Genomic DNA, 23,693 nt, shown 5'->3' with positions numbered 1-23,693 from the left:
GAGGGTCGGATGGTCATCGGTGACCGATACGTACTCGATGACCTCCCTCTCGGCCAAGGCGGCATGGGCGCCGTCTACGGCGGCCACGACAAACATCTCGACCGCAGGGTGGCCGTCAAGTTCCTGCGCGTTCTCACCGGCCCGGATGAGGAGCTGAAACGGCGTTTCCTGCGGGAGGCCCGCATCCTGGCGAAGCTGGAGCACCCCGGAGCGCCTGTCCTCTACGACTTCGGCACCTTCGACCAGCGGCTGTTCCAGGTGATGCAGTTCATCGAGGGGGTCACCGTGGCCGACCTGGTCAGCGAGCACGGCCCGCTCCCGGTCCCCTGGGCCGCCGCGATCGCCGCCCAGGCCTGTGCCGTCCTGTCGGCGGCCCACATGCTGTCCATCTGCCACCGCGACCTCAAACCGACCAACCTGATGCTCTGCCCCGACGGCAGCGTCAAGGTGCTGGACTTCGGCCTCGCCATGTTCCGCGAGGCCGACTCCACCGAGTTCACCCGGGCCGGCCAGACCCTCGGCACCCCCGCCTACATGGCTCCCGAGCAGATCCAGCGCGGCGTCGCCGGTCCCCGCAGCGATCTCTACGCCCTGGGTTGCGTGATCCACGAGATGCTGACCGGCCGGCAGCTCTTCACCGGTCCCACCGAGTACGCCGTGTTCGAGCGTCAGGTCAAAGAGCTTCCTCCGGAGGTCCCCAGGGCCCCCGCCGAGCTGAACCGCCTGCTCAAAGATCTCCTGGAGAAGGATCCCGACCTGCGTCCCGCCGACGCCGACGTCCTTTACGAGCGGCTGCAGCCCTTCGCCGTCGACCTTCCCGTGCTCCCTGGCTTCCTCAACGCCGCGTCGGTTCCCAGCCCCGTCCGGATGTACGCCCGCGTGGTCGGCCGCGTCCTCGCCTGACCGCCGCCGCCTGACCGTCCTCGCCTGACCGCCGCCGTCTGGACCGTCGCCGCCTGGACCGCGTTTCCAGTCATCTCCAGTCACCTGCAAGGTTTCCAGCCGCCCACAAGAAAACCCCAAGTCGCATCGGACACACTGTGCGCGCTCGTAACAGGTGCAAAAGGAGTGTGACGTACATATGTTGCCGGGGTCGTGGTGGCGCGCCGCTTTGACAGCGGTGGCCGCCTTCTCATTGTCGGCGGGCTTTCTCGTCACGCCCGCGCAAGCGGCGTCAGCCCCATCGGTGAAGGTCGCGAGCGTCCGGGCGTCCCCGGCCAGATATGCCGGGGCGTGCCCGGTGCCGGTGGTGTTCTCGGCCACGATCGCCGTCAAGGGCACGTCCCGGGTGAAATACCGGTGGGTGCGCAGCGACGGCTCCAAGGGGGCTGTCAGGACGGTGAAGGCGGGCCCGAAGGTCGTTCTCCGCGACAGCCGGACCTTCACCCGGAGCACGCGTGGCTGGCAGGCCATACAGGTGCTCGGTCCCGGGAGGCCGGTGTCCAAGCGGGTCTCTTTCTCCGTCACCTGCGAGGAATCCGGCGGCGGCGTCAACGACCCCAGGCCGCCGTCGGGCGGGGACACACCCGCGCCGAAGGCCTCGGCCCACGTGACCGCCGACAGCTACTCGGGGCCTTGCGCGGCCCCCGGGAAGGCTCTGAACTTCACCGGGACGATCCAGGTCTCGCGTGTCCCCGCGGCCGTCTCCTACCGGTGGGTGGACAGTGACGGGGGGCCGCTCGGCAGGGAGGACCTCTGGTTCTCGGCCAAGGACTCCCCCCGGCGCGTGGTGAACGCGAGCCGTACCTTCCTGGCGAGCCACTCGGGAACACGGTGGATCGAGATCCTGGGTCCGGGCGGCAAGGTGCTGAGCACCTCCAACAGGGCTCCGTACTCGGTGACCTGCACGCCCGCGCCCACCCGCCCGACCGCGTCGGTGACGAACCTCAAGGTGGATCCGGCCGCCTTCCAGGGGACGTGCACGGCACCGGCCGCTTTCACCTTCACCGCGGACATCGCCGTCTCCAAGCCGGCCACCGTCACCTACGAGTGGCTGCGCAGCGACGGCACGAAGGTCCCCGGCAGGTGGGAGTTCACGGATCCCGGGAGGTTGACCAGGATGGTCAGCCACACCTGGCAGGTGCCCGACCCGTCCAAGGTGGCCGGAGGGTCGGCGTCGATCCGGATCACCTCACCCGGCCGGTCGAAGGCGGGTCCCGCGAAGTTCACGATCACGTGCCTGAGCCTGGCCGTCTCCGAGGAGAAGGTGGCCTCCCCCACGCCCCAGCCGTACACCGGCCCCTGCCCGGTGACCGTGAAGACCTCTGCGAAGGTCACGGTGAGCGGTGGCGGGCCCGCCCCGGTGGAGTACTACTGGAGGTACCCCGGAACCGGCATCCAGCGGACGGACATCTCCGGGTCGGCGACCCTGACCAGAGACTGGTACGAGGGCTCGGACACCACCGCGACGACCAACCTGTTCGTACGGCTCCGCAACGGCCCCTGGATCGAGTCCCGGCAGATCGGCTGGTCGGTCACGTGCAAGGCCTCGGAGCCCGAGACCCTCACCGTCTCCAAGCCCGCCGTCAGCACGTGGAGTCAGGGCGGGGGCGAGTGCACGGCGAAGAACCCGTACCAGCTGACCGCCGCGTCACTGATCACCGCGCCGAAGGGGATGAGCTTCCCGTTCGACGCCACCTACCGGTGGCGGTGGGCGGACGGCGGCTACTGGCACGAGGAGACCGTGAAGATCACCAAGCCCGGGGAGCAGCGGGTGGCCCACCAGTGGTCCGTCTCCCGCAGCCAGGCCGGAAAGATCTTCGTGGACGTCCTCACCCCCTCGCGGGTGAAGTCAGAGCCCGCCGAGTACTCGGTGACGTGCGACGGCAAGCCTCCCGTCCCGGGCACCGGGGGCACCGTGGTGTCGGTGACGGACGCGAAGATCACGCCGTCCTCCCACCGGGGCGCCTGCCCGGTCGACCTGAAGGCCACCGCGACGATCACGGTGTCGGCCCCGACCTCCGAGCCCGTCGAGTACGCCTGGGTGTTCGACAACGGCACCTCCAGCCCCACCTTCGAGGTCGGCTTCCCGGCCGGTGGTCCCCTCACCCGGACGGTGGTGTGGGACCAGTGGAGGGCGGTCAAGAGCAGCGGGCTCGTGACCGGCTACCTGCGGATCCGCACGCCCAACACGGCCGTGTCGGACCCCGTCGCATACACCGTCACCTGCGTCTGAGATGAGGCGGGCGGCACCTCCTCCCAGGTGCCGCCCGCCTTCGAACCGCGGCGCCGGGCCGTACGGGCTCCGCCGTTCCCGTCCGCTCGTCACCCCGGGGCGGATTGTGAGAAAGAATGCGTGCATGGAAGATCGATGGATCGAAGTGGCCGATCGGGTGCTGGTCAGGCGATACGCCGAGCTGGACCTGTCGGTGGGGCTGGTCATGGGTGACGGCGGCTGCCTGGTGATCGACACCCGGGGGGACGAACGGCAGGGCGCCGAGCTCGCCGCGGAGGTGCGGCGGATCACCAGGGATCCATGGACCGTAGTGATCACCCACTCCCACTTCGACCACAGTTTCGGCACGCGGCCGTTCCTGGAGTGCCCCGTCTGGGCGCAGGAGGGCTGCCGGGCCGACCTGGTGGAAGACGGGGCCAGGACGAAGGAGGCCTGGGCGCGGCGATACCGCGAGCAGGGTCAGCCCGGCATCGCCGACGACATCGAGAAGACGGAGATCGTGCTGCCGGACCATCTCGTGGCCGACCGGGCGGAGCTGACCGTCGGCGGGCGAGGTGTCGTCATGACGTATTTCGGCCGCGGTCACTCCAGCAACGACCTCGTGGTCCACGTGCCGGACGCCGGGGTGGTGTTCGCCGGTGACCTGGTGGAGAACGGCGCGCCACCGGCGTACGGCGACGCCTATCCGCTCGAATGGCCGGCCGCCGTCGACGGGCTGCTCGGGCTCGCCGGCGACGGCGCCGTGACCGTGGTGCCCGGCCACGGCGATCCGGTGGATCGGGAGTTCGTCGTCGCCCAGCGCGCCGAGATCGCCTCGGTCGCCGAGCTCTGCCGAGAGGTGGCCGCGGGCCGGATGAGCGTCCAGGACGCCGTACGGCTGTCGCCCTATCCCGAGGACACCACCAGGACCGCCCTCCGGCGCGCGGCGGGCTAGCCGTTCGCTCACAGCGCCGCGAAGCTGGGCATGTCCGGGGAGAACTCCGTGTGGATCCGGTGGGGGGGCACCCCCATGCCCCGCAGACGGCCGGAGGTCACGCGCACCATCTCCGGCGACCCGCACACGAAGACGTCCCCGTCGGGGACGATCCGGTGATAGTCCAGGGCGTCCACGGCGTTCTGCCTGCGCCACTGCTCCGGATCGTCGGAGAGCACGTTGACGATCCGCAGGCGTCTGTGCTCTCCCCGCAGGCGCTGCAGGTCCTTCAGGTCGTAGGCGTCGACACTGCGCCGGACGCCGTAGAAGAGGTCGATGGAGGGGCGGTCGGGCATCCACACCGATTCCTCGATGAGCGCCTTGAGCGGGGCCAGGCCCGTGCCTCCCGCGATGAAGACCAGGTGGGAGGTGGTCGCCCGGTCGAGCACGAGGGATCCTCGCGGCGGCCCCAGCAGGACGCTGTCTCCCGGGCGCGTGTGGTGCATCAGCGCCGTGCTGACCCAACCGCCGGGCACCATCCGCACGTGGAAGGAGAGCCGGTTGTCCTGGCGTGGCGCGTTCGCGATCGAGTACGGGCGCCACACCCGGGGCCAGTGGGTGGTCTGCAGGGTGGTGTACTGGCCTGCCCGGTACGGGTACGGCTGGTCGGGTTCGACGGTGATCACGGCGATCTCGGGGGTGCGCACCTCGTGGGACACCACGGTGCCGATCCAGACCGGGGGCGTGTGGGCGGCGTCCTCCTCGGCCGCCTTGATCATCACCTCGGCGATGAAGTTGTAGGCGGTCATCCACGCCTCGTCGTAGCCGGGCAGCCAGGGGCCGCCCACCGCGTTGGCCCGCATCGCGGCGACCAGGCAGCTTCCGACCGCCGGGTAGTGTTCGGGCCGGACACCGTACTTGCGGTGGTCCCGCGCGAGCTGGCCGAGGTAGTCGCCCAGGCCCTCGCCGTCCTCCAGGTTGAGCACCACCTGGGTGAGCGCCTTGAGCAGGCGATCGCGCTGGATGTCCATCGCGGGGGGAAACATCTCGCGGATGTGGGGATGGTTGGCGAAGAGCCTGCCGTAGAAGTGCATGGCGACCTTCTCGGCCACCGGCTCGACAAGCGACCAGCTGTAGCGGATCAGCTCGATGTCGATTGTCATATCGTCACCAGGTCGGCTTCCCTGCTTCTTCTCTCTCGTGCTCTCTCTCGTGTCCGGTGGCTCTCATCTGCGGGACCCCGAAGTACTCCTCCCCCGCGGGCCTGCGCCCCTCCGCGAGACGTTCCCTGCGGTCCTTCCTGACCAGCAGCGGGATGTTCTTGGAGCAGTGGATGTAGGCCTCCTCGACCTCCACCATGACCCAGCGCTCGGCCCGGCGGCCCGGGGCCGTCTGGTCCTCGTCGGCCAGCCCGTAGCGACGGGCCGCGTCGTAGGCGGTCGTGATGGTCGCCGTGCCGTTCACGTGCAGCCCGACCAGGTCTTCGAAGAAGTCGACGAACAGCATGCTGAGGTGCGGGTTCTCCATGATGTTTCCCAGGCTCGCGAGCACGCCGTTGCCCCGGAACTCCGGATAGATCAGCCTCGTCTCGTCCAGCACCCGGACGAAGCCGGGCTGGCCCGCCCGGAAGGAGGTGTCGCAGTTGCCCCGGGCGTCCGAGGTCCCCACGAAGACCATTTCCTGCCGGGCGACGAACTCCCGCATCTGGGGTGTCAGGTGGTCGACGACCTGCCGCTCGTAGAACCGGGTCGCCCGGTCCCGGGTGGCGAACAGGCGCTGGAGGATGTGCTCCCCCCTGGACCCGGGCAGGCTCTCGCCATCGTCCAGACCGTCGTGCGGCGTGTGCTGACCTATCACATCGCTCCCAATCGTCCGGGCTGTAGGGCCTGTGACCTGGACGGAGTCCGGGCTCTCACCCGGAGGCTCCGTGCGGAGACCGCGGCCGGGCCTTTCCACCCACATAAGCGATGGAGCCTAAACCATGTTTGCTCTTGTCCGAAACGGTTTGAAAACTTTTCTTCGCCAGGTATTCATCGAACAGATTCGCACATTTGAGCAGCCTGAAACCCCCTCGCGGCCCGTGCTGCCGAGCCGTCGCCCGGTCGCTCAGGCCGACACGGCACAGCCGCCCGGACGCACGGACGACCGTACGGCGCGGCAACGGCGCGGCACGACGGACCGGCTCCGAACGGCGCCATGTCATCCCAGGTCAGAACCTCCGTCAATCTTGATTGACAACGCGGATGACACGAGCGCGAACGTGAGGGCAAGGGGCAATTTATCATGATCAAGACGAAGTACACCGATAAATCGGATAAATACCTAGATTCAGGCAATCGATGTCTGACACGCCTCGACTCGAAGCGAAGGCGAGGCTCGTGGTAGTACTTGGTACTGTCCGCGGGCCGAGGAGAACAGGAGAGGCGTGGACCTGACAGTCCTCCCCGAAGTCGACCCACACGATCGCCCAGGCAGGGCCGTACGGCGACGCCCCGCGGAGACCGTCGACAGCGCGTTCTCAGAGGTGCCGGTTTGAAAGTCACAGGGCAGGTGCTCATCTTCGACGCCGACGACACACTCTGGGAGAACAACATTCTCTTCGAGCGGGTCATCGACGACTTCCTGCACTGGCTGGAGCATCCGACGCTCGACAAGACGGAGATCCGCGCCATCCTCAACGACATCGAGGCGGCGAACGCGGTCGTCCACGGATACGGCAGCAAGATCTTCCTGCGCAGTCTTGGCGAGTGCCTCCAACGGCTGCGTGAGCGGCCCGCGACCCCGGAGGAGCTCCGCCACATCGACGAACTCGCGATCGCCCTGATCGAGAGCCGCGTGGAGCTGGTCCCCGGCGTCGCCGAGACGCTCGCCAGTCTGGGCGACCGGCACCACCTGCTCCTGCTCACCAAGGGCGATCTGGAAGAGCAGCGGCGCAAGCTCGACGCCTCGGGGCTCGCGCACCACTTCCGCGACATCCACATCGTCCGGGAGAAGGACGCGGATGTTTACCGGTGGCTCACCGCGGAGCACGAGCTGACGCCCGCGACGACCTGGATGATCGGCAACTCTCCGAAGTCCGACATCCTCCCCGCCCGGCAGGCGGGCATGAACGCCGTCTTCATCCCGAACGACCACACCTGGGTGCTTGAGCAGAGCGAGCTCGACCCCCACGACGAGCGGGTGCTGCGGCTACGGGAGTTCCCCGAACTGCTGAACCACTTCTGAGGGTAAGGAAGTCCTCCGGCATGAGCGCCACCCGGTCTCCGCACGACCCTGACCGTTCACCCGAGGCGGCGCCCGCCGTCAAACCGGCGCGGAAGACTCCCGCCGTCTCGTGCGTGTTCATCTGCCATGACGGCCACGGCCGGGTGCTGCTGGCCCGGCGCGGCGCCGGAGCACGAGACGAGCCCGGAACCTGGGACTGCGGCGCCGGAGCGCTCGAATACGGCGAATCGTTCGAGACGGCCGTCACACGCGAGGTCCGCGAGGAATACTCGGCCGCCGCTCTGGAGATCGAGACGATCGGCGTCCGCAACGTCCTGCGAGAGGAGCCGGTCTCACACTGGGTCGCGGTGCTCTTCGCGGTCAGGGTGGATCCCGCCGCGGTCGCGATCGGGGAACCTCACAAGTTCGACGAACTGGGCTGGTTCGCGCCGGACGCGTTGCCGTACCCGCTGCACTCGCAGCTCACCGAGAGCCTCACTCTCTTCCGCACCTGGCAGGCGACGCGGGGATAGCGGGACTCACAGGTCGGCTCGGTCGATCTCCGGGATCCAGCCGGGAAGCTGGCCGGTCCACTGCCTGTCGAGGAGCTCCAGGAGCCGGTCGAGCAGCGGGTGACGGTCGTCCGTGCGCCATATCAGCCACCACGGGTAGTGCGGGATCGGCCACACGGGGACCAGCTTGATCCCGCTCTCGGGCGGGATCGGCCAGTCCGCCCCGAGCAGGGCGATGCGCGTACGGTGGCCGCGCAGCGCGCTCAGGGAGTGGTCGAGCCCGAGGTTGGGCCCTTCCACGTCGAGCGGGATGGCGTGCTCGTCGGCGTAGCGCCGGATCCAGCCGAGCAGCTCGGGCGGGCTGCCGTCCAACGGCCACCACAGGCCCGTGGCGCGCAGGTCATCGGGGGTGAGCGAGGACCTGTCGGCGTATGGATGTGCGGCGGTCATCGCGGCGGCCGCCGCCTCCAGATAGAAGGGCCGCCGTGACAGCCCTTCGGGCCAGTCGCGGTCCAGGTCGTACGGCCTGCCGAACGCCGCGTCGATATCACCCTGGACCAGGGCGTCGAGCGCGGCGGGCAGGCTGCGCCGCATGCTCACCTCGAACCTCACCGCCGCCGGGCCGCTGGGCGACGCGACCAACGTCTCGCGCAGGATCCGCAGCGGTGACTGCGCCTGCCCCCACACGTCCACGCGCAGCGGCCTGACCCGCAGCCCGGCGACGGCCTGCTCGGTCTCCCTTGCCACATCGAGCAGCCGGCGCGCGTGAGGCAGGAAACCCCGCCCCGCGACGGTCAGCTCCACCGCGGTGTTGCGGCGGACGAACAGCGGCTCCCCCACCGTCTGCTCCAGCCGGGCGATCCGCTTGGACAGCGCCTGCTGGGTGAGGAACAGCCCGGTGGCCGCCCGCCCGAAATGCAGCTGGTCGGCCGCCGCGACGAACGCCTCGACCTGGGCCAAGTCAAGATTCACGAGCTCACCTTGGCCGACAACCACCGGTTGTCCAAATCGGACAGATCTCTGTTGGACCGTGCGGGCTCGGCTGCGCTGACATTGCGATGCAACAACCCTTTGAGAAGAACTTAAGAAGAAAGAGCCCTCAATGGTCCGCAACCTACTCGGATTCCTCCCCTGGATCGTTTACGCGATCATCGCGACCAGCGACAACTGGCGTTATGGAGCGATCACGGGGTTCGTGATCGCCATCGGTGTGCTCGTGGTCGACCGCAGGGCCGGAAAAGGGTGGGACGAGATGGTGATCGCCTCCAGCGCCGCCGTGTTCTTCACCGTGATCACGTTGATCTCGTTCGCGCTGCCCGGCACGCCCTTGATGCGGTACGGCCCCGCCCTGGTCAACGCCTGGCTCGCACTCACCGCGGGAGGGTCGCTGCTGATCGGGCGCCCGTTCACGCTCGGCATCGCCCGCACGATGGCCCCCAGGGAGGTGTGGGACAGCCCGGTGTTCCACCGGATCAACGTCATCATCACCTCGGTGTGGGCCGTCAGCTTCACCGTTGCCGCCGTCGCGCTGTCGTTCCTGCTCTACGGGTTCCCGCACGCCACGCTCGCCGTCATCGCCATCAAGATCGCCGGTGTCGCGGTGCCCGCCGCCTTCACCGCCCGCTACCCCCAGACCGTCGCCGCCCGCTACGCCACCGCGGCCTGAAGGAGACCGGCATGCCCACTTACCTCGAAGGTCACCTGGCCCCCGTGCCCGACGAGATCGACGCGATCGATCTGGAAGTCACCGGCACCCTGCCGGCCGAGCTGACCGGACGTTACTTCCGTAACGGGCCCAACCCGCTGCCCGGCCAGGACCCGGGCCACTGGTTCACCGGCAACGGGATGATCCACGGCATCAGGCTGCGCGATGGCCGCGCCGAGTGGTACCGCAACCGGTGGGTGCGCACCCGCAAGCTCGTCGAGGGCGCCCCCTACGTCGGCGACGGGGGCGTCGACCTGACCGCCGTGCCCGCCAACACCCACATCGTCCGCCATGCCGACCGGATCCTCGCGCTCGTCGAGAACGGCCTGCCGTACGAGATGACCCCCCAGCTCGACACGATCGGGCCGTGCGACTTCGGCGGGCGGCTGACCACCGCCATGACCGCCCATCCCAAGGAGGACCCGGTCACCGGGGAGCTGCACCTGTTCGGGTACGGCTTCGCCCCGCCGTACCTGACCTATCACCGGCTCGCGGCGGACGGCGAACTGGTGAGCAGTCTCGTCGTGGACGTCCCGGGGCCGACCATGATCCATGACTTCGCGATCACCCGGAACCACGTCGTGTGGCTGGACCTGCCCGTCGTCTTCGACCTGGACCTGGTCGGGCGCGGCATGCCGTACCGATGGGACGACTCCTACGGCGCCCGGCTCGGCGTGATGCCGCGCGACTCCGCGCAGGTGACCTGGTTCGACATCGACCCCTGCTACGTCTTCCACGTCGGCAATGCCCACGAGGACGCCTCCGGCAGGGTGGTGCTCGACGCGGTCCGCTACGCGCCCGGCGTCTTCGCCTCCCTGTGGAATCACATCGGCGGCACCGCCGCCCCGGGGGCTCACGCCGCGGGTGGGACCCTGCACCGCTGGGTGCTCGACCCGGTCACCGGTGTGGCCAAGGAGGAGCCGCTCGACGACCGCGCCGTGGAGTTCCCGACGATCAACGACCGGCACACCGGCCTGGCCGGTGACTACCTTTACGCGGTGACCGACGACGCGGTCGTGAAATACGACGCCCGCACCGGCGCGAGCCGCACCCGGCCCACGGGCGGCAGGACGGGAGAGGCCGTCTTCGTCCCCGGTGACTCGGCCACCGAAGACGGCGGATGGCTGATGTCCATCGTCAGCTCCGGCTCCGGCTCGCGCCTGCTCGTGCTGGACGCCACCGATCTGGCCGAGGTCGCCTCCGTACGGCTGCCGCGCCGCGTTCCCGCCGGTTTCCACGGCTCCTGGATCGAGGACAACTGATGCGCGTCGCTTCCACTCACGACGGCAGGGCGGTCGGCGAGGTCCTCGCCCTGGCCTTCGCCCATGACCCGGTGATCCGCTGGATGCTCCCGGAAGGGCGGGGCGCGGCGAAGATGTTCGCCACGCTCGCGCGCCACATCCACCCGGTGAGCGAGGCCGCCGTCGACGACACCGGCGTGATCGGCGCGGCCGTCTGGGACCCGCCCGGGCACACACCGACCCCTTGGCAGCAGCTCCGCTCCCTGCCCAGTCTGATCTTCGCCATGGGCCAGCGCGTCTCGTACGGCCAGGCGCTTGACGAGGCGTTCAAGAAGGCCCGTCCCAGCCGGCCTCATTGGTACCTGGCCCACATCGGCACCGACCCGGCCGTCCGGGGGCGCGGTGCCGGTGGTGCCCTGCTGAAATCCCGCCTGGCCCACTGCGACGAACACGGCCTGCCCGCCTATCTGGAGAGCAGCAACGAGACGAACGTCCCGTTCTACGAGAAGTTCGGCTTCGCGGTCACCCAGGAGATCGTCCTGCCGTACCAGGGCCCCACCTGCTGGGCCATGTGGCGCCCCCCGGCCTGAACCTGGCTTTCCCTGCCGGGTCCCTGCCAGGCCGTGCGAGGCCGCCGCACGCCGCTCCCGACAAGAGGTGGCGTCGAGTCCCCGGAAGAGATAGTCTGTGCGCAGATAATCTTCGCGCAGTTTAAATGACGAAGGGGAACCACACCATGTGGAAGTACGAGCACACCGTTGAGACCTCCGCCGCTCCCGAGCGGATCTGGGCGCTGTACGCCGATGTGAACGGCTGGGACGCCTGGGACACCAGCATCGAGAAGATCGAGCTTCACGGCCCGTTCGAGGTCGGCACCGAGATCTCCATGACCCCCACGGGGCAGGACGGCGTGCGGTTCACCATCATCGAGCTCAAGGAGAACGAGCTGTTCGCCGACGAGACCGACCTCGGCGACGTGAAGCTCCACTTCATCCACACCCTCCTCCGGATCGACGGCGGCACCAGGGTGACCCACCGCGTCGAGATCACCGGCCCGGCCGCCGAGCAGGTCGGCCCGCACCTCGGCCCCGCGATCACCTCCGACCTGCCCGACGCCATGGAAGCCCTGGTGAAGCTGGCGGAGAGCTGATGTCGCTCGAACCCGACGACAGCCCCGGGTTCCTGCTGTGGCGTGCCACGCTGCGCTGGCAGCGTGGCATCGCCGCGGTCCTGGCTCCGCTGGACCTGACCCACGTGCAGTTCGTCCTGCTCGCCAGCACGTGGTGGCTCAACAGCCAGGGCAAGCTGCCCAATCAGCTCAGCGTGGCCACACACGCCGACGTCGACGTGAAGATGGCCTCCCAGGTGCTGCGCAAGCTTCAGGAGAAAGGTCTCATCGAGCGCGAGGTCGACCCCGCCGACACCAGGGCCAAACGGCTGCGCCTCACCGAACGCGGCCTCGAACTCGTCCGGATCGCGGTTCCCGAGGTCGAGCGGGCGGACGCCGAGTTCTTCCGGGCCGTCCCCGACCACGCCGCCCTCATCAGCACACTCCGATCACTCGCTCTCTGAGAGGCGGACAATGATCACTGGGCTCGACCTGCCCGCGAAGACACCGTTCGACTTCACCGCCTCCCTGCGCTTCCTGCGCCGCTTCCCCGCCACCGCGGGCGAGCAGGAGGCTACGGATCACGTTCTCACCAAAGCACTGCGAGCCGGCGGGCATACCGTGGTGGCCCGGCTCAGCGCGCTGGACGAGACGCCGGGGCTCCGATGCGAGCTGCACTCGGCCTCTCCTCTGCCCGAGGAGGCGGTCGCCGCGGCGGCCGACCGGCTCCGCTTCTACCTGAGCCTCGATGACGACCTCACCGACTTCTACGCCATCGGCCGCGACGACCCCGAGTTCTCCCTGGTCATCGACCGGCTGTACGGCTATCACCAGGTCAAGTTCCCATCCCCGCTGGAGAACCTGGTCTGGGCGATCCTCTGCCAGCGCGTCCCCATGCCGGTCGCGGCGAAGGCCAAGGAGTCGCTCGCCGAGGTCTTCGGCAACCGGCTCGACGTCGACGGGGTCCAGCACACCGCCTTCCCCGACCTCGATCAGCTCCTCGGGCTGTCGGCCGACCGCCTGGGCGAGCTCGTGGGCAACACGCTCAAGGCTCAGCGCCTGCACGCCGCCCTGCGGATCTGGGCCGAGGTCGATGAGGGATTCCTCCGGGCCGGGCCGCGGGAACAGGTCGAGGAGTTCCTCCTGCGCCTGCCCGGCATCGGACCGTGGTCGGCCTCCTTCATCCTCATCCGCGGCCTCGGCAGGGTCGAGGAGGCATCGATCGACAAGCCGCTGCTGGCCTCGGCGGGACGCGTCTACCGGCGAGCGCTGTCCGAGCCCCAGGTGCGCTCGCTCGCCGGCCGCTACGGCAGGTGGCAGGGCTACTGGGCGCACTACCTCCGCACGGCTTAGTCCCATGCCAATGGACTAAGCCGTGCGGAGGGATTCGGCAGACCTGCCGATATGACTTATCGAAGAGTGACGCGGTCGCCCTTCGGCGCGTGGACCGGCGAGTGGTTGGCGATGTATGACGCCAGCGCTCCCGTGTCGTCCGGCCCGCCGTGGTAGACGCTGGTGCTTCCCTCCCACCTTGGGAAGCCCTGCCAGCCGCCCATCAGTATGTAGTTGGCCGCGATCTTGATCACCTGGGTGTCGGTCACCGGAGCGCCGTTCAGCGTGAGCTCGGTGACCACTCCACCCTTCAACGTGTAGCGAAGCGAGGCCGAGGGGGTCAGCACCCAGCCCGAGGGGTTCGGGTACGCCAGCAGCTTCTTGAGCTGTGCGCCGGTCATCGCGTTCACATCGACGGCGAGCCCGTCGGGCTGGGTGCCCCACAGTTTCTCGTAGGTGACCGGACCCGCGTCCAGGTCGGTGCGGAACCCGTACCTGCTGACGAGGGCGACCTGTGCGCCGGAGACGGCCTGGACCGCCTCCAGGTAGGCATCGGCGACCAGTTCGACGAGCGGACCGCCGCTGGCGGTCAGCGTGATCTTCTCGGCGATGGCGCCGTACGCCTCCTTCCTCTCCTCGTCGCTCGGCGGACCGCACTTGAAGTAGTAGAGGGTGTTGGACATGAGGCCGTCCGGCTGCCTGATCTCGATCCGCACCGAGGTCTTGTCCGTCTCCCAGTCCCAGTTGAGCGTCTCCAGCACGGCGGTGAAGACGGCGCCGTGGTCGGCCGGCACGCTGACGGTCTTCCACTCCTGGGTGCCGACGAGGCGATACTGAATGGTCTGCGCGCCGGCGGGAAGCCCCTCGAAGTAGCCGTGGATCTTGAAGGTCACCGGGCATTTCACCGCGGTGGTCCGTTCGAAGGCGAGGGTGGCCTTCCGCACCAGGTTCTGAGCCGGTTTGTCATCGTTCTGCCCGGTAGGAGGCGGTGTGGCCGAGCCTTCCGGCTTGTCGGCCCCCTCGGCGGAGGTGGCCACGCTGTTCCACACGTCACCCCCGCTCTCCCCGCCACCGGTGCAGGTGACGGCGAACGAGGCCTTCCCGGAGGTCTTCCTCACCGGGCTGACCAGGCGAACCGCGCCCCAGCCACGAGCATCGCCGGCGACCTTGATCGACGTGGACAGCCGGACGGTCTTGAGGCCCTTGCCACCGACCTTGTAGGTCCTGGTGCTGCTCTTGTCTCCGTCACTGAAGACCCACGCGTACTTCAGCGCCACCGGCGCCTTGACCTTCACCGTGGTGGACAACGTCACGGCCGCCGGACAGGCACCGGTATGAGCCTTTGGCGAAGCAGAAACCGTACCAAAAACAGCCGGATTCGGGGTGGCCTGTGCTCCCGGGGCAAAGGCACCTAACGCCAGGGCGGCAACGGCCACCAGCCCCCCGATTCGGGGCCCGACCCTAGTCAACAACCTCACAGGATTCCTCTCTTGCGATCTTCGATCATGGAACCTGGCAGATCTCGGCAACCGAGAACTAACGGCTCGGTTCGATCTGCCGAAGGCGCAAGGTAACGGAGCCGACCGACATTTATGCCGAAGCCACAGGGTGGAAGTGATACCGAAATCGAAATACGGAAATCACATCATTTAGAGGACGAAACCGGGCTGCGTAACGAAGTCGCCCAGCAGGGCGGGGCGGCGACACATCCGTTCGCGCTTCGCCTTGACCATCACGGCCAATTGGCCGATACCACGGAGCGTGAGTTAAGGACATCTCTGGAAATGCAAAAAGGGTCTACCAGAACTGGTCTTGCCTGTCCTGGTACACGTTCTCCGCCGACGGCACCGTCAGCTCCCGCAACCGGGTCTGGGAACAGACGTACCGTGGGGAGATCCCGCGCACGAAGACCGGGGCGACGGCGAGCGGCGCCAACTGTTCGGAGAAGAAGATCCCTTCCGCCAAGGTACTGCCGTGCCGAGTGGAGACCACCCACGCCTACACCCACCTGCCCACCGAGGAGCGGGCCGGCACCTTCAGCGTTTCGGGCAACGTGCTGAACATCTCATGGAACCTCTCCTCGGGCTCACGGTCGGAGGAGTGGTATGTGAGCGTCGCGCCCTCAGGCAAGCCGGCCAAGCTCGCATTCAAGTCAGCCCTTGCCGGCTTACTTGGCCCGCCCTCGTTCTGGCCGTGGATCCGTCGACGGCCGCGAGTCCGGAGCATCAAGCCGAATCGACCAGGGAGCAGTTCGACCAGGGAGCGGCGACCTCCTTGCTCAGAGAGGCTCACCGCTTCCCAGCCGTTCAGATCAGCGTTGTGAGCCGATGTCAGATCCGGGTCGTGGTCGATGCGCATCCGCCCTCGCCGGGGTAGACCCACTCGCCGGTGATCGTGGTGTCGTCGGCGCTGAACCTGCCCTCGTAGTACGCCGGGCTGCCCTCGTAGTACCCCGTACGCCGGGCTGCCCTTCGCGCCGCCCCAGATGGTCGGCTTGTCGCCGGTCAGCTCGTAGACGTAGTCGAAGGTGTTACCGGCCGGGTCGTAGAACCGCGATACCGCGTCCGCGCCGACCGGCTCTCCGAACAGGTGCAGGTTTCCGATCGCTTCCAGGCCCGTGACCGGCTGGCCGAACTGGGTGACTTCGCCGCGCCGGTGCGGCTGAGCCGGGTGGTCGCGGTGGCCCAAGCGTACGGGCCGGCCCGAGGGCTGGCGCTGCTCGACTCTATGGCGACAGAAACTCATCTCCGCGCCTTACATTTCGGGTCACACCATTAATCTCTTGCAGTTTGAAGAGCATCGAGGACAGCGAAATTCCGGCACGCCTGTTAGTGCCGATATGGACCAGGAGTTCTTCCGAAATGGCGGATCGAGTGAAATTCCGGACGGCGTCGCGATCCATGACCGACCCTCGGCGATCTATTGTTGATCGCTCTTACGCATGCCAATCTCTGGAGGGGAAACGTGCCCCCGGAACGTCGAAACGAAAAGGACCTCAATGACCGGCTCTCAAATGGTCGACCAAAACAAGAGATCAGCCCCCAGATCTCGGCGGCGCAAAAAACGGCTGGGCATCGCGCTCGCGAGCGTCCTCGGCGCCCTCGTGCTCGCCCTGACCATGTCGAATCCCGCCCAAGCCGACGTCATTCAGAAAATGCCGCAGAACGCCGACGGCCTGGAGCAGTCGTTCTCCCCGGCGTACGACTACGACCGGGACGGCTGCTACGCCACGGCGGCCATCACCTCAGGGGGTTACGTCAACCCTGGGCTGCACCTGGGCGGTGCCGTGAACGGCCATTGTCGCGACCTCGCGCAGTTACAGGAGTCCAACACCTATGCGCGCGCGAAGTGCAACAACGGCTGGTGCGCGATCATGTACGCCAGCTACTTCGAAAAGGACCAGACGGCGGACGGCTGCGGCATCGAGCCGGGCTGCGGCCACCGTCATGACTTCGAGCACGTCATCGTGTGGGTGCAGAACAACCAGGTCCAGTACGTCTCACACTCGCGACACAACTGGTGGGAAACCTACAACCGTTCGAGCGTACGCTTCGATCCGAGCGGCACCCACCCGAAAATCGTCTACCACAAAGACGGCGCTTCGACACACTGCTTCCGCCTCGCCAACAGTAATGACGAGGCGGTGGAGAATCACACCGGTGGCTGGTTCTACCCGCGTCTGGTCGGCTGGAACGGCTACCCCAGCACCGATTTCCGAAACCAATTCATTTATCACACCAATTTCGGCCACGCCTCGATCAAGCTCGGAACCGAGACCATGAAGGGCCAGCTCGCGGCCGCCAAGCCTGCGGGAATTCCCTTCGACCCCTACGCCTGACGACCCCTCAAGGCCTGATCAGGGGGTTACCCGCCTCTCCCCTCCGCTCAGCTCGACTCCGCTCAGCTCGACTCCGCTCAGCTCGACCTCCCGAAGCGGAGGTCCATGCCTTCGTGAGGCCACCGGCAGCATCCGGCGACCAGGAGCCGGGAAACGCGGTGCAGCAGCCCGAAAGCACGCCTGGCGCGGTGCGAGCCCGATTGCCTCGGGCCGATCAAGGGCCGAGGCAATCGGAGCCAGGACGTCATCAGGCTCGACACCACGCATATGCACGAGTTGAGGAATGAGCCCGTGGCGAAGCCGGTCCTGGCCCCACCCAAGCTCATGGCACTGCCGCACCGGCGTATCGAAAGGTCCTGAGGCACACCGGCGAAGAGCCGGACTCCTCCGTCAGGGGGTGTGCCTTCCAGGAGGCGGGCGACCGCCAGCATCAAGAGCACGGCAGTTCCGTGACTGCCCGCACCGACGAGCACGGTGTTGAACACACCCGGCAATTCGAGCAAACAACACGCCGGCGGGTCACGGCCCCGGCCTTCGCGCCGGGGGATGATCGGTAACAGGTAAGCCACATATGGATATACCGGTCTTTGTGGACGGCACGCTGGGAGGCGTGCCGACTCCCCCTGATCCGCAGCCGCTCCCGGTCGATTCCTCGTCAGGCTCCTTGCGTGCGCGTCGCGCCGTGGGTGTCACCACCGCGGTCGTCTCGTTCCTGCTGATCGGTGCGGGGTTGGGCGGGTTCATCGCTGATCTGTCCGCAGTCACGCCCGAGGCACTGGATGTACGGAGCAAGAGCGCCAGCCTGGCCGGTTTGGTGATCGGTCTGACCGGTCTGGCGATCAGTGCCGCCACTCTGCGGCCGACGCGCAAGCGGGTCCTGGGCCCCGAGCACCCGGACACACTGATCGCCCGAGCCGAGCTCGCCGCTCAGAGGGGAACGGCCGGGGACCCGGCCGCCGCCCGCGACGAGTTCGCAGCCCTGCTGCCGGTACTCGAGCGAGTCCTGGGCACCGAGCACCCGGACACACTGACCACCTGGAACAACCTCGCCTACTGGATGGTAGAGGCCGGAGACCTGGTCGCCGCCCGCGACCAGTACGCGGCCCTGGTGGCGGTACTCGAGCGGGTTCTGGGCACCGAACATCCCGACACACTGACCGCCCAGCACAACCTCGCCTGCTGCACGGGACAGACCGGGGACGCGGCCGTCGCCCGCGACCAGCTGGCCGCCCTGCTTCCGGTGGTCGAGCGGGTCCTGGGCCCTGAACACCCGCACACGCTGATCTTTCGAGCCGAGCTCGCCTACCTGACGGCGGATGCCGGGGACGCGGCCGTCGCCCGCGACCAGCTGGCCGCCCTGCTTCCGATACACAAGCGGGCGCTGGGCGCGGAGCACCCCGACACGCTAGCCCTGCGCGAGAGCCTCGCCCGCATGACGGGGAAGGCGGGAGACGCGGCCGGGGCGCGTGACCGGCTGGCCGCCCTGCTGCCGATGTTCGAGCGGATGCCAGGCGCCGAGCACCCCGACACGCTGGACACTCGGCACTACCTCGCCCACTGGACAGGGGAGGCCGGGGACCCGACCGGCGCCCGCGACCAACTGGCCGCCCTGTTGCCAGTACGTGAGCGGGTCCTTGGCCCCGAGCACCCGCACACGCTGAAGACCCGAGCCGAGCTCGTCCGATGGACGGGGGTGGCCGGGCAAGGCGCGGAAGACGGCGGATGACGCACTGGGGTGCTGAGACGCCCGCTTATTGCCACTCAGCAGTCGGGTAGCGGGACCGTTTTCGAGCTCATCGTTGAATGAGCACTCTGCTGCCCCAAACGGTACCCGGATCTTCGCCCGCGATCTTGAATACGGTGCGGCTAACGCTCTTACCGCATGCTTTACCTGCCGGTCCGAGGCCTCGTGTCATGATCGCTGCCCGCAGAGCCCGTCGCCAGGCATCGGACGGCGGTGTAAGACGGCAGAACCGCTCAGCTGCCGGAGAAGAAAAAGACCAGCTCACACGATGTGTGAGCTGGTCTCGTTGTGTGCCCCCTGCAAGATTCGAACTTGCGCTCCCGGCTCCGGAGGCCGGTGCTCTATCCCCTGAGCTAAGGGGGCCAACGCGTGATTAGATTACCAGCATCTTGAGGGAAACCGGCACTCGGAGCGCGAAGTCAGGTGATCTCAGGGGTCGGCCTCATCTGACGGGCGCCAAGGAACCCACCCGGCAGGTGTCCCATGCAGGTGTCCGAAGAAAGGGAACTCCCCCCAGACGTCTAGGGAAGCGGGCGGACGGCGCCCCGGTAGCGGGCGCGGTAGTAGGCGGAGTGGGCGAAGTTCGTCGTCTTGACGACGTCTCCGGTCTTGGGGGCATGCACCATGACACCGTCTTTCACGTAGATGCCGACATGGGCTGGGTCTGCGGTGCCGCCTCCAAAGAAGACCAGGTCCCCGGGGCGGAGCTGGGAGAGCGGCACCCGGCGGCCCTGCCTGAACTGGCTGCCGGTGTAGTGGGAGAGTTTGGCTCCCGCCTTGGCCCAGGCGTGCAGGGTGAGCCCCGAGCAGTCGAAACCGCCGCCGGTCGGGCCCGTGCTCGAACCGCCACCCCAGACGTACGGCCTGCCGATCTGGCGAAGCGCCGCCGCCACCGCCGTCTGCCCGGGTGACAGTCGGCGCGGCTGCCGGGAGAGCACAGACGAGGAGCGGGGAGCCTCCGGTTTGGCGGGGGGAGCCTCCGGCTTGGCGGATGGAATGACGGCGGGCTGATGAACCCGAAATGGGGAGCTGGAGGAAGAGGGGAGGCCGGAGGAATCGGCGGCGCCTGCCGTTCGGAGGTCACCGGCACCTGGGAAACGGCCGTCATCGGCACCGGGCACCTCGGTGGCACTCACGGCCCACAGATCACCGGCGTCAGGGAAAGGGCCGTCATCGGCACCGTGGAAGGCGGTGTCACCTGTCGCCCGGGTGCCCTCGGCGCCGGAAGGGGCAGTCTTGATGCCGATCGGGGTGGTCTTGATGTCGGTCATGGCAACCCACGACCCGGCTTCGCCTGCGTCGGAAAACCCGCGCTCGGCGCCGATACGGGCGGTCCACGGGTTGGCGTCTCCGTTGCCGGAGGGGCTGGTTTCGGCGTCGGCATGGGCCCCGGGCTCGGGATGACGCACCGGCTCGGCCGCGCAAACGACGGCGAGCGCGGCGCGGATCTCGCCTTCGAGGCGTCTGCGGATGTGTCTCGGCATCTCGACCTCGGAGAGCGATCTCATCCAGTCATCTATGGCCGACAGACAGGAGCGGGACGGAGATGCCTGAGAGAGCCCCGCGAATGTCGTCGCGAGGATGGTGGCGGTGATGAGTGTCGTGATCACGCATGCCCTCCCTGGGCTCGACGAACGATCGAGGCCTCAGGATGGGCGGGGCGAGGTGATCCCCACGGAGCCGAACCGGATTCTGGGGAAAACCTGCCCCCTGTGGATAGCTGTGCGTCACATCCATCGAAAAACCGCGCGTGACCCGCCTGAAGGAGTTAGCCTCACGGCCGTGGGCGAGGTTCTGGGCAGAGTGTTGGTGGTGGATGACGACGAGGTCATCCGGCAACTCATCGCGGTCAATTTGACCTTGGAGGGATTCCAGGTCGAGACCGCCTTCGACGGGCAAGACTGCCTGGACCGGGTGTTGGACGTGATGCCCGACGTGATCACGCTGGACGTCATGATGCCCAGGCTGGACGGCTGGATGACCGCCACCAGGCTGCGAGGCGACGAGGAGACCAGCCACATCAAGGTGGTCCTGATCACCGCGCGGGCTCAGGAGGACGACAAGCGGCGGGGCCTCGGCATCGGAGTCGACGCCTACCTCACCAAGCCGTTCGACCCCGCCGAGCTCATCCAGGTCGTCCGCGACCTGGCCCTCGCCACTCGCAGCGGCTAGGTGTGCATCTGCCGGAGCCTGGTTACGCCTGGATCTGGGTCTTCTACTTGAGGCGTTCGTAGGGAGTTTGGCCGCCGAGGGCTCCGTGGGGGCGATGGTGGTTGCAGCAATCCTCCCATTCGCGGAGTTTATCGACGTCGCCTCGATTCGGATCTGGCTCCGCGACCCGGCGAAATGGCAACCCGCCTTATCGCAGCTGAGGGCGTCGCGATGTCCTCATGTCACGGCCAGGTGGCTGCGGTGGTGCCGCGGGGTCTCGGCCTCATCGAGCAGGACGAGGGCGAAGTCCGCATAGGAGATGCGGGCCGCGGCGTCACCGTGTTCGCGGATCTCGTAATGGCCGGTGCGCTCCCCCTCGTGGTCGAAGTCGCCGACTGGGCTGACATACACCCAGTCCAGCGTGCCGCCTTCGACACGAAATGCTTCAAGGCCGGCGGCGTGGGCCAGGCAGAAGGGCCGGAACTCGGCGGGGAAATCGGGCATGTCCAGCAGGCGGGTCCCATCGGGGCCGGACAGTAGCGATGCGAGCCCAACCGTGACAAGCCTGTCCACCCCGGCCTGCCGCAGGCCCTTGATGAGGGCATGCGCGGCGCTGCTGAAGAAGGTCTCCGGGCCGAGTGCCGCCGCCGCATTGATCGCGGCGTCGTGCCCAGCCGCGAGGGCGGCGACGTCCGCCACATCGGTGACGTCCCCGGCGGTGATCCGTACGCCGTCGTCCGCCAAGCCGCCGTAGCGGGACGGGTCGCGGACCACCGCGGTGACCTGATGTCCGCGCCGACGCGCTTCAGCGACAGCCCGCCGGCCAGCCCGGCCACCGGCCCCGAAAATCACGAATCTGCCCATCGTTGGAATACCTCCCATTGACTCGGTGCTCCCGAAAGGTATCCGCAAGGGCGGTTACCTCCCGGATACCGAGACCAGCTACCGGCCCAGCCGACCGGCAGGAGAGATCATGACGCACCGGCAGCCGCTGCCTTCTGACATGTTCGACGAACTGTGTCCGTCCTCGCTGTTGCCATTCCGCTTCGGTGACAAGTGGGCGGCTTTGATCATTCGCTGCCTGGAAGGCGGTCCGCGCCGATTCTCCGAGCTCCGCGTGCCACTGCACCGCGTCACCCCGAAAGTGCTCACACAGTCGCTACGCAAGCTGGAGCGAGACGGGCTCGTCTCACGCACGGTGCACGCTGACCCGAAACCGGGAGTGGAGTACGCGCTGACGCCGCTAGGTCGCAGCATGCTGGAGCCGCTGGATGCCGCATGCGCGTGGGCGGCGGAGCACTGGGACGAGCTACTCGATGCACGAGAGCAGTACACAGCCCCATAACCAGCCGACTCACCGCGCGCAGCCATCACCGATCAGAGTCGACAACACGCCAGAGCCGTCGGCCGATACTTGCCAGACTGGTCCCAAAGCCCGCCGCCGAGGTAAGGAGCACGTTGCAGGACCTCGGTCGCGATCCACGGGGCAGGTCCTAGCCGTTCCCGACGGGTTGGTGTGACGCGGGTGGCCGTTGAGCGCGCCGTGTCCGCAATGGGGGTTGTACAGGTGCCCAGAGGTCGAACGCGGCGCGGCGTTCGGCTTCTGAGATGCGCGAACGGGAGTAGGCCGATTCATCGGTCAGGGCGCGGCGGAAGCGTTCGGCCTTGCCGCTGGTCCCGGAGCCGGTACGTCCGAATGCGTTCATGCGTGAGCCCGGTTGTGCGCAGGTCTCGGCCCGCAGGCGGGAGCGGTAGTGGCTGCCGTTGCCGGTCAGGACACGGCTGATGACATCGTCCTGGTCAGGCGTATGGTTCGAGGTTCTCGCAGCCGCCACTGACGATCAAGATTGGTTTTCGAGCGGTCGAATCACCCGGCTTCCCCCCCAGAGCCACACTTGCGGGTGGCCCTGCCGCCCCCACCTCGCCCCTCGGCCCCGCCGCCCCGTCCTCGCGCTCATCTACGAGCCTCGCGGTCGTCTACGGGAAAGACAATCATCGGCCGCCCGGCCCAAGACCGTCGCCGCGAAATGCCCAGGGACTCGGTGCCGTGCTCGATGTATTCTGCTGGCGCACACGAAATCGCAGTCCCGGTTGGTAGCCCGGGCACCCACAGGCCCGTCAGCGGGTCAGTGGTCTCGTATCCGCCCTCTCCAGGGATGTCCGGTGTGCCGGAAAGCGGCTTCGCCAAGCCGCCGGTCGGCATACCCCTGGGAGGGCGTTGTGGTTTCTCTGTCCGTGTATTTCGAGGACCCTTTCTGGGTCGGCGTCCTGGAGATCGTCGAAGACGGCGAGCTTCGCGCGACACGGTTCGTCCTCGGGGCGGAACCGACCAACCCGGAGCTGTACGAGTTCCTGATGCGGCACGGTGTCGCCCTGCTGGAGCGCGCCGACGCCGCCCCGCCCCTGCCCGTGGAGACCCGTGTGGAGCGGAAGGTCAGCCCCAAGCGGGCGGCCAAGCTCGCCGCCCGCGCGGCGGCCCGGGTGCCCAGGCGGAGTACGGCCTCCCAAGAGGCTCTGCGGATGGAGTTGGAGAACCACAAGAAGGAGGCGGTGAGCGACCGGGGGAAGCGCAAGCAGGCTCTGTCCGAGCACAAGCGTGAGGTCGCCCGCAGAAAGCGCATCGAACGCCGCCGCGACAGGTGACCTCCATGCCACCCGGCCAGGCCTTCCCCCTTAGTGCCCGTGTACAAACTGATCGTCAGGGCGACTTGGGAGAGGCGGATCGCGTGAGCCGTCGTCCCATGAGGATGATCATCGCCCCCAGGGCCAT

24 protein-coding genes, 1 tRNA gene and 1 pseudogene are annotated in these 23,693 nt (G+C 67.8%); 16 read left to right on the top strand and 10 right to left on the bottom strand.

What is annotated here, in order from left to right:
* Positions 1–9 precede the first annotated feature (9 nt).
* The 3 genes from ACFY2X_RS35165 to ACFY2X_RS35155 all read left to right on the top strand — a co-directional run bounded on the left by ACFY2X_RS35165 (position 10) and on the right by ACFY2X_RS35155 (position 4,109).
* The gene (locus ACFY2X_RS35165) at positions 10–903 is read left to right on the top strand and encodes a serine/threonine-protein kinase (RefSeq protein ID WP_389947161.1); all 894 of its coding nucleotides are present in this window, start codon (positions 10–12) and stop codon (positions 901–903) included.
* Between the two features lie 283 nt (positions 904–1,186).
* Complete coding sequence (locus ACFY2X_RS35160) at positions 1,187–3,175, top strand: hypothetical protein (protein WP_389947160.1); 1,989 nt, start codon at positions 1,187–1,189, stop codon at positions 3,173–3,175.
* Between the two features lie 124 nt (positions 3,176–3,299).
* Entirely contained in the window at positions 3,300–4,109 is an 810-nt protein-coding gene (locus ACFY2X_RS35155; RefSeq protein ID WP_389947158.1) for an MBL fold metallo-hydrolase, read from the top strand.
* An 8-nt stretch (positions 4,110–4,117) separates the two neighbouring features.
* On the opposite strand, the gene ACFY2X_RS35150 is transcribed toward ACFY2X_RS35155, so the two are convergent.
* The gene (locus ACFY2X_RS35150; protein ID WP_389947157.1) at positions 4,118–5,251 is read right to left on the bottom strand and encodes a globin domain-containing protein; all 1,134 of its coding nucleotides are present in this window, start codon (positions 5,249–5,251) and stop codon (positions 4,118–4,120) included.
* Positions 5,252–5,255: 4 nt separating this feature from the next.
* Complete coding sequence (locus ACFY2X_RS35145) at positions 5,256–5,945, bottom strand: pyridoxamine 5'-phosphate oxidase family protein (protein WP_389947155.1); 690 nt, start codon at positions 5,943–5,945, stop codon at positions 5,256–5,258.
* A 675-nt stretch (positions 5,946–6,620) separates the two neighbouring features.
* Here ACFY2X_RS35145 and ACFY2X_RS35140 point away from each other — a divergent pair.
* The gene (locus ACFY2X_RS35140; RefSeq protein ID WP_389947153.1) at positions 6,621–7,313 is read left to right on the top strand and encodes an HAD family hydrolase; all 693 of its coding nucleotides are present in this window, start codon (positions 6,621–6,623) and stop codon (positions 7,311–7,313) included.
* A 20-nt stretch (positions 7,314–7,333) separates the two neighbouring features.
* Positions 7,334–7,825 carry an NUDIX domain-containing protein gene (locus ACFY2X_RS35135; protein ID WP_389947152.1) on the top strand — a complete coding sequence of 164 codons (492 nt, stop codon included), beginning with the start codon at positions 7,334–7,336 and terminating at the stop codon, positions 7,823–7,825.
* Between the two features lie 6 nt (positions 7,826–7,831).
* Here the strand turns inward: ACFY2X_RS35135 and ACFY2X_RS35130 are convergent, their stop codons facing one another.
* On the bottom strand, positions 7,832–8,776 hold the full coding sequence (locus ACFY2X_RS35130) for a LysR family transcriptional regulator (RefSeq protein WP_389947151.1): 945 nt from the start codon (positions 8,774–8,776) through the stop codon (positions 7,832–7,834).
* Positions 8,777–8,906: 130 nt separating this feature from the next.
* Here ACFY2X_RS35130 and ACFY2X_RS35125 point away from each other — a divergent pair, with 130 nt between their 5' ends.
* The 6 genes from ACFY2X_RS35125 to ACFY2X_RS35100 all read left to right on the top strand — a co-directional run bounded on the left by ACFY2X_RS35125 (position 8,907) and on the right by ACFY2X_RS35100 (position 13,211).
* Entirely contained in the window at positions 8,907–9,470 is a 564-nt protein-coding gene (locus ACFY2X_RS35125; RefSeq protein ID WP_389947149.1) for a hypothetical protein, read from the top strand.
* A gap of 11 nt (positions 9,471–9,481) precedes the next feature.
* Positions 9,482–10,771, top strand: a complete 1,290-nt coding sequence (locus tag ACFY2X_RS35120) for a carotenoid oxygenase family protein (RefSeq protein ID WP_389947147.1) — start codon at positions 9,482–9,484, stop codon at positions 10,769–10,771.
* Entirely contained in the window at positions 10,771–11,340 is a 570-nt protein-coding gene (locus tag ACFY2X_RS35115) for a GNAT family N-acetyltransferase (RefSeq protein ID WP_389947145.1), read from the top strand. Before ACFY2X_RS35120 ends, ACFY2X_RS35115 begins: the two co-directional genes overlap by 1 nt.
* A gap of 125 nt (positions 11,341–11,465) precedes the next feature.
* On the top strand, positions 11,466–11,900 hold the full coding sequence (locus tag ACFY2X_RS35110; RefSeq protein WP_389947143.1) for an SRPBCC family protein: 435 nt from the start codon (positions 11,466–11,468) through the stop codon (positions 11,898–11,900).
* Complete coding sequence (locus ACFY2X_RS35105; protein WP_389947142.1) at positions 11,900–12,322, top strand: MarR family winged helix-turn-helix transcriptional regulator; 423 nt, start codon at positions 11,900–11,902, stop codon at positions 12,320–12,322. The genes ACFY2X_RS35110 and ACFY2X_RS35105 overlap by 1 nt, the downstream gene beginning before the upstream one ends.
* A gap of 10 nt (positions 12,323–12,332) precedes the next feature.
* Positions 12,333–13,211: a DNA-3-methyladenine glycosylase family protein gene (locus ACFY2X_RS35100; protein ID WP_389947140.1), complete on the top strand. Its 879-nt coding sequence runs from the start codon at positions 12,333–12,335 to the stop codon at positions 13,209–13,211.
* A 56-nt stretch (positions 13,212–13,267) separates the two neighbouring features.
* Here the strand turns inward: ACFY2X_RS35100 and ACFY2X_RS35095 are convergent, their stop codons facing one another.
* From ACFY2X_RS35095 to ACFY2X_RS35085, 3 genes are all read right to left on the bottom strand, one after another.
* On the bottom strand, positions 13,268–14,503 hold the full coding sequence (locus ACFY2X_RS35095; protein WP_389947138.1) for a 5'-nucleotidase C-terminal domain-containing protein: 1,236 nt from the start codon (positions 14,501–14,503) through the stop codon (positions 13,268–13,270).
* 484 nt (positions 14,504–14,987) lie between these two features.
* Positions 14,988–15,155 carry a hypothetical protein gene (locus tag ACFY2X_RS35090; RefSeq protein WP_389947136.1) on the bottom strand — a complete coding sequence of 56 codons (168 nt, stop codon included), beginning with the start codon at positions 15,153–15,155 and terminating at the stop codon, positions 14,988–14,990.
* Between the two features lie 33 nt (positions 15,156–15,188).
* A complete protein-coding gene (locus ACFY2X_RS35085; RefSeq protein ID WP_389947134.1) occupies positions 15,189–15,878 on the bottom strand; it encodes a hypothetical protein in 690 nt (229 codons plus the stop codon).
* A 310-nt stretch (positions 15,879–16,188) separates the two neighbouring features.
* On the opposite strand from ACFY2X_RS35085, the gene ACFY2X_RS35080 reads away from it, so the two are divergent.
* Positions 16,189–17,028 (top strand): NPP1 family protein, encoded by an 840-nt coding sequence (locus ACFY2X_RS35080; RefSeq protein ID WP_389947132.1) that lies wholly within the window; start codon positions 16,189–16,191, stop codon positions 17,026–17,028.
* A 682-nt stretch (positions 17,029–17,710) separates the two neighbouring features.
* The gene (locus ACFY2X_RS35075; protein ID WP_389947130.1) at positions 17,711–18,754 is read left to right on the top strand and encodes a tetratricopeptide repeat protein; all 1,044 of its coding nucleotides are present in this window, start codon (positions 17,711–17,713) and stop codon (positions 18,752–18,754) included.
* Between the two features lie 309 nt (positions 18,755–19,063).
* Here the strand turns inward: ACFY2X_RS35075 and ACFY2X_RS35070 are convergent.
* A tRNA-Arg gene (locus tag ACFY2X_RS35070) sits at positions 19,064–19,135 on the bottom strand.
* A 158-nt stretch (positions 19,136–19,293) separates the two neighbouring features.
* Complete coding sequence (locus ACFY2X_RS35065) at positions 19,294–20,382, bottom strand: C40 family peptidase (RefSeq protein ID WP_389947128.1); 1,089 nt, start codon at positions 20,380–20,382, stop codon at positions 19,294–19,296.
* 172 nt (positions 20,383–20,554) lie between these two features.
* On the opposite strand from ACFY2X_RS35065, the gene ACFY2X_RS35060 reads away from it, so the two are divergent.
* Positions 20,555–20,944, top strand: coding sequence for a response regulator transcription factor (locus ACFY2X_RS35060; RefSeq protein WP_389947126.1), 390 nt, complete (start codon positions 20,555–20,557; stop codon positions 20,942–20,944).
* Positions 20,945–20,987: 43 nt separating this feature from the next.
* Here the strand turns inward: ACFY2X_RS35060 and ACFY2X_RS35055 are convergent.
* Together ACFY2X_RS35055 and ACFY2X_RS35050 are read right to left on the bottom strand one after the other, a co-directional pair.
* A pseudogene (locus ACFY2X_RS35055) lies at positions 20,988–21,089 on the bottom strand (IS481 family transposase); the annotation flags it as partial.
* A gap of 71 nt (positions 21,090–21,160) precedes the next feature.
* Positions 21,161–21,787 carry an NAD(P)-dependent oxidoreductase gene (locus ACFY2X_RS35050; protein ID WP_389947124.1) on the bottom strand — a complete coding sequence of 209 codons (627 nt, stop codon included), beginning with the start codon at positions 21,785–21,787 and terminating at the stop codon, positions 21,161–21,163.
* Positions 21,788–21,896: 109 nt separating this feature from the next.
* Between ACFY2X_RS35050 and ACFY2X_RS35045 the strand changes: the two genes are divergently transcribed.
* Both ACFY2X_RS35045 and ACFY2X_RS35040 read left to right on the top strand, forming a co-directional pair.
* Positions 21,897–22,268 (top strand): winged helix-turn-helix transcriptional regulator, encoded by a 372-nt coding sequence (locus ACFY2X_RS35045; RefSeq protein WP_389947123.1) that lies wholly within the window; start codon positions 21,897–21,899, stop codon positions 22,266–22,268.
* An 875-nt stretch (positions 22,269–23,143) separates the two neighbouring features.
* The gene (locus tag ACFY2X_RS35040) at positions 23,144–23,566 is read left to right on the top strand and encodes a YjdF family protein (protein ID WP_389947121.1); all 423 of its coding nucleotides are present in this window, start codon (positions 23,144–23,146) and stop codon (positions 23,564–23,566) included.
* Positions 23,567–23,693: the final 127 nt, after the last annotated feature.

This window comes from Streptosporangium sp. NPDC000396 (assembly GCF_042898655.1).
In the GTDB taxonomy this organism is placed as follows: Bacteria; Actinomycetota; Actinomycetes; order Streptosporangiales; family Streptosporangiaceae; genus Streptosporangium.
This window is presented reverse-complemented; position numbering and strand designations above follow the sequence as displayed.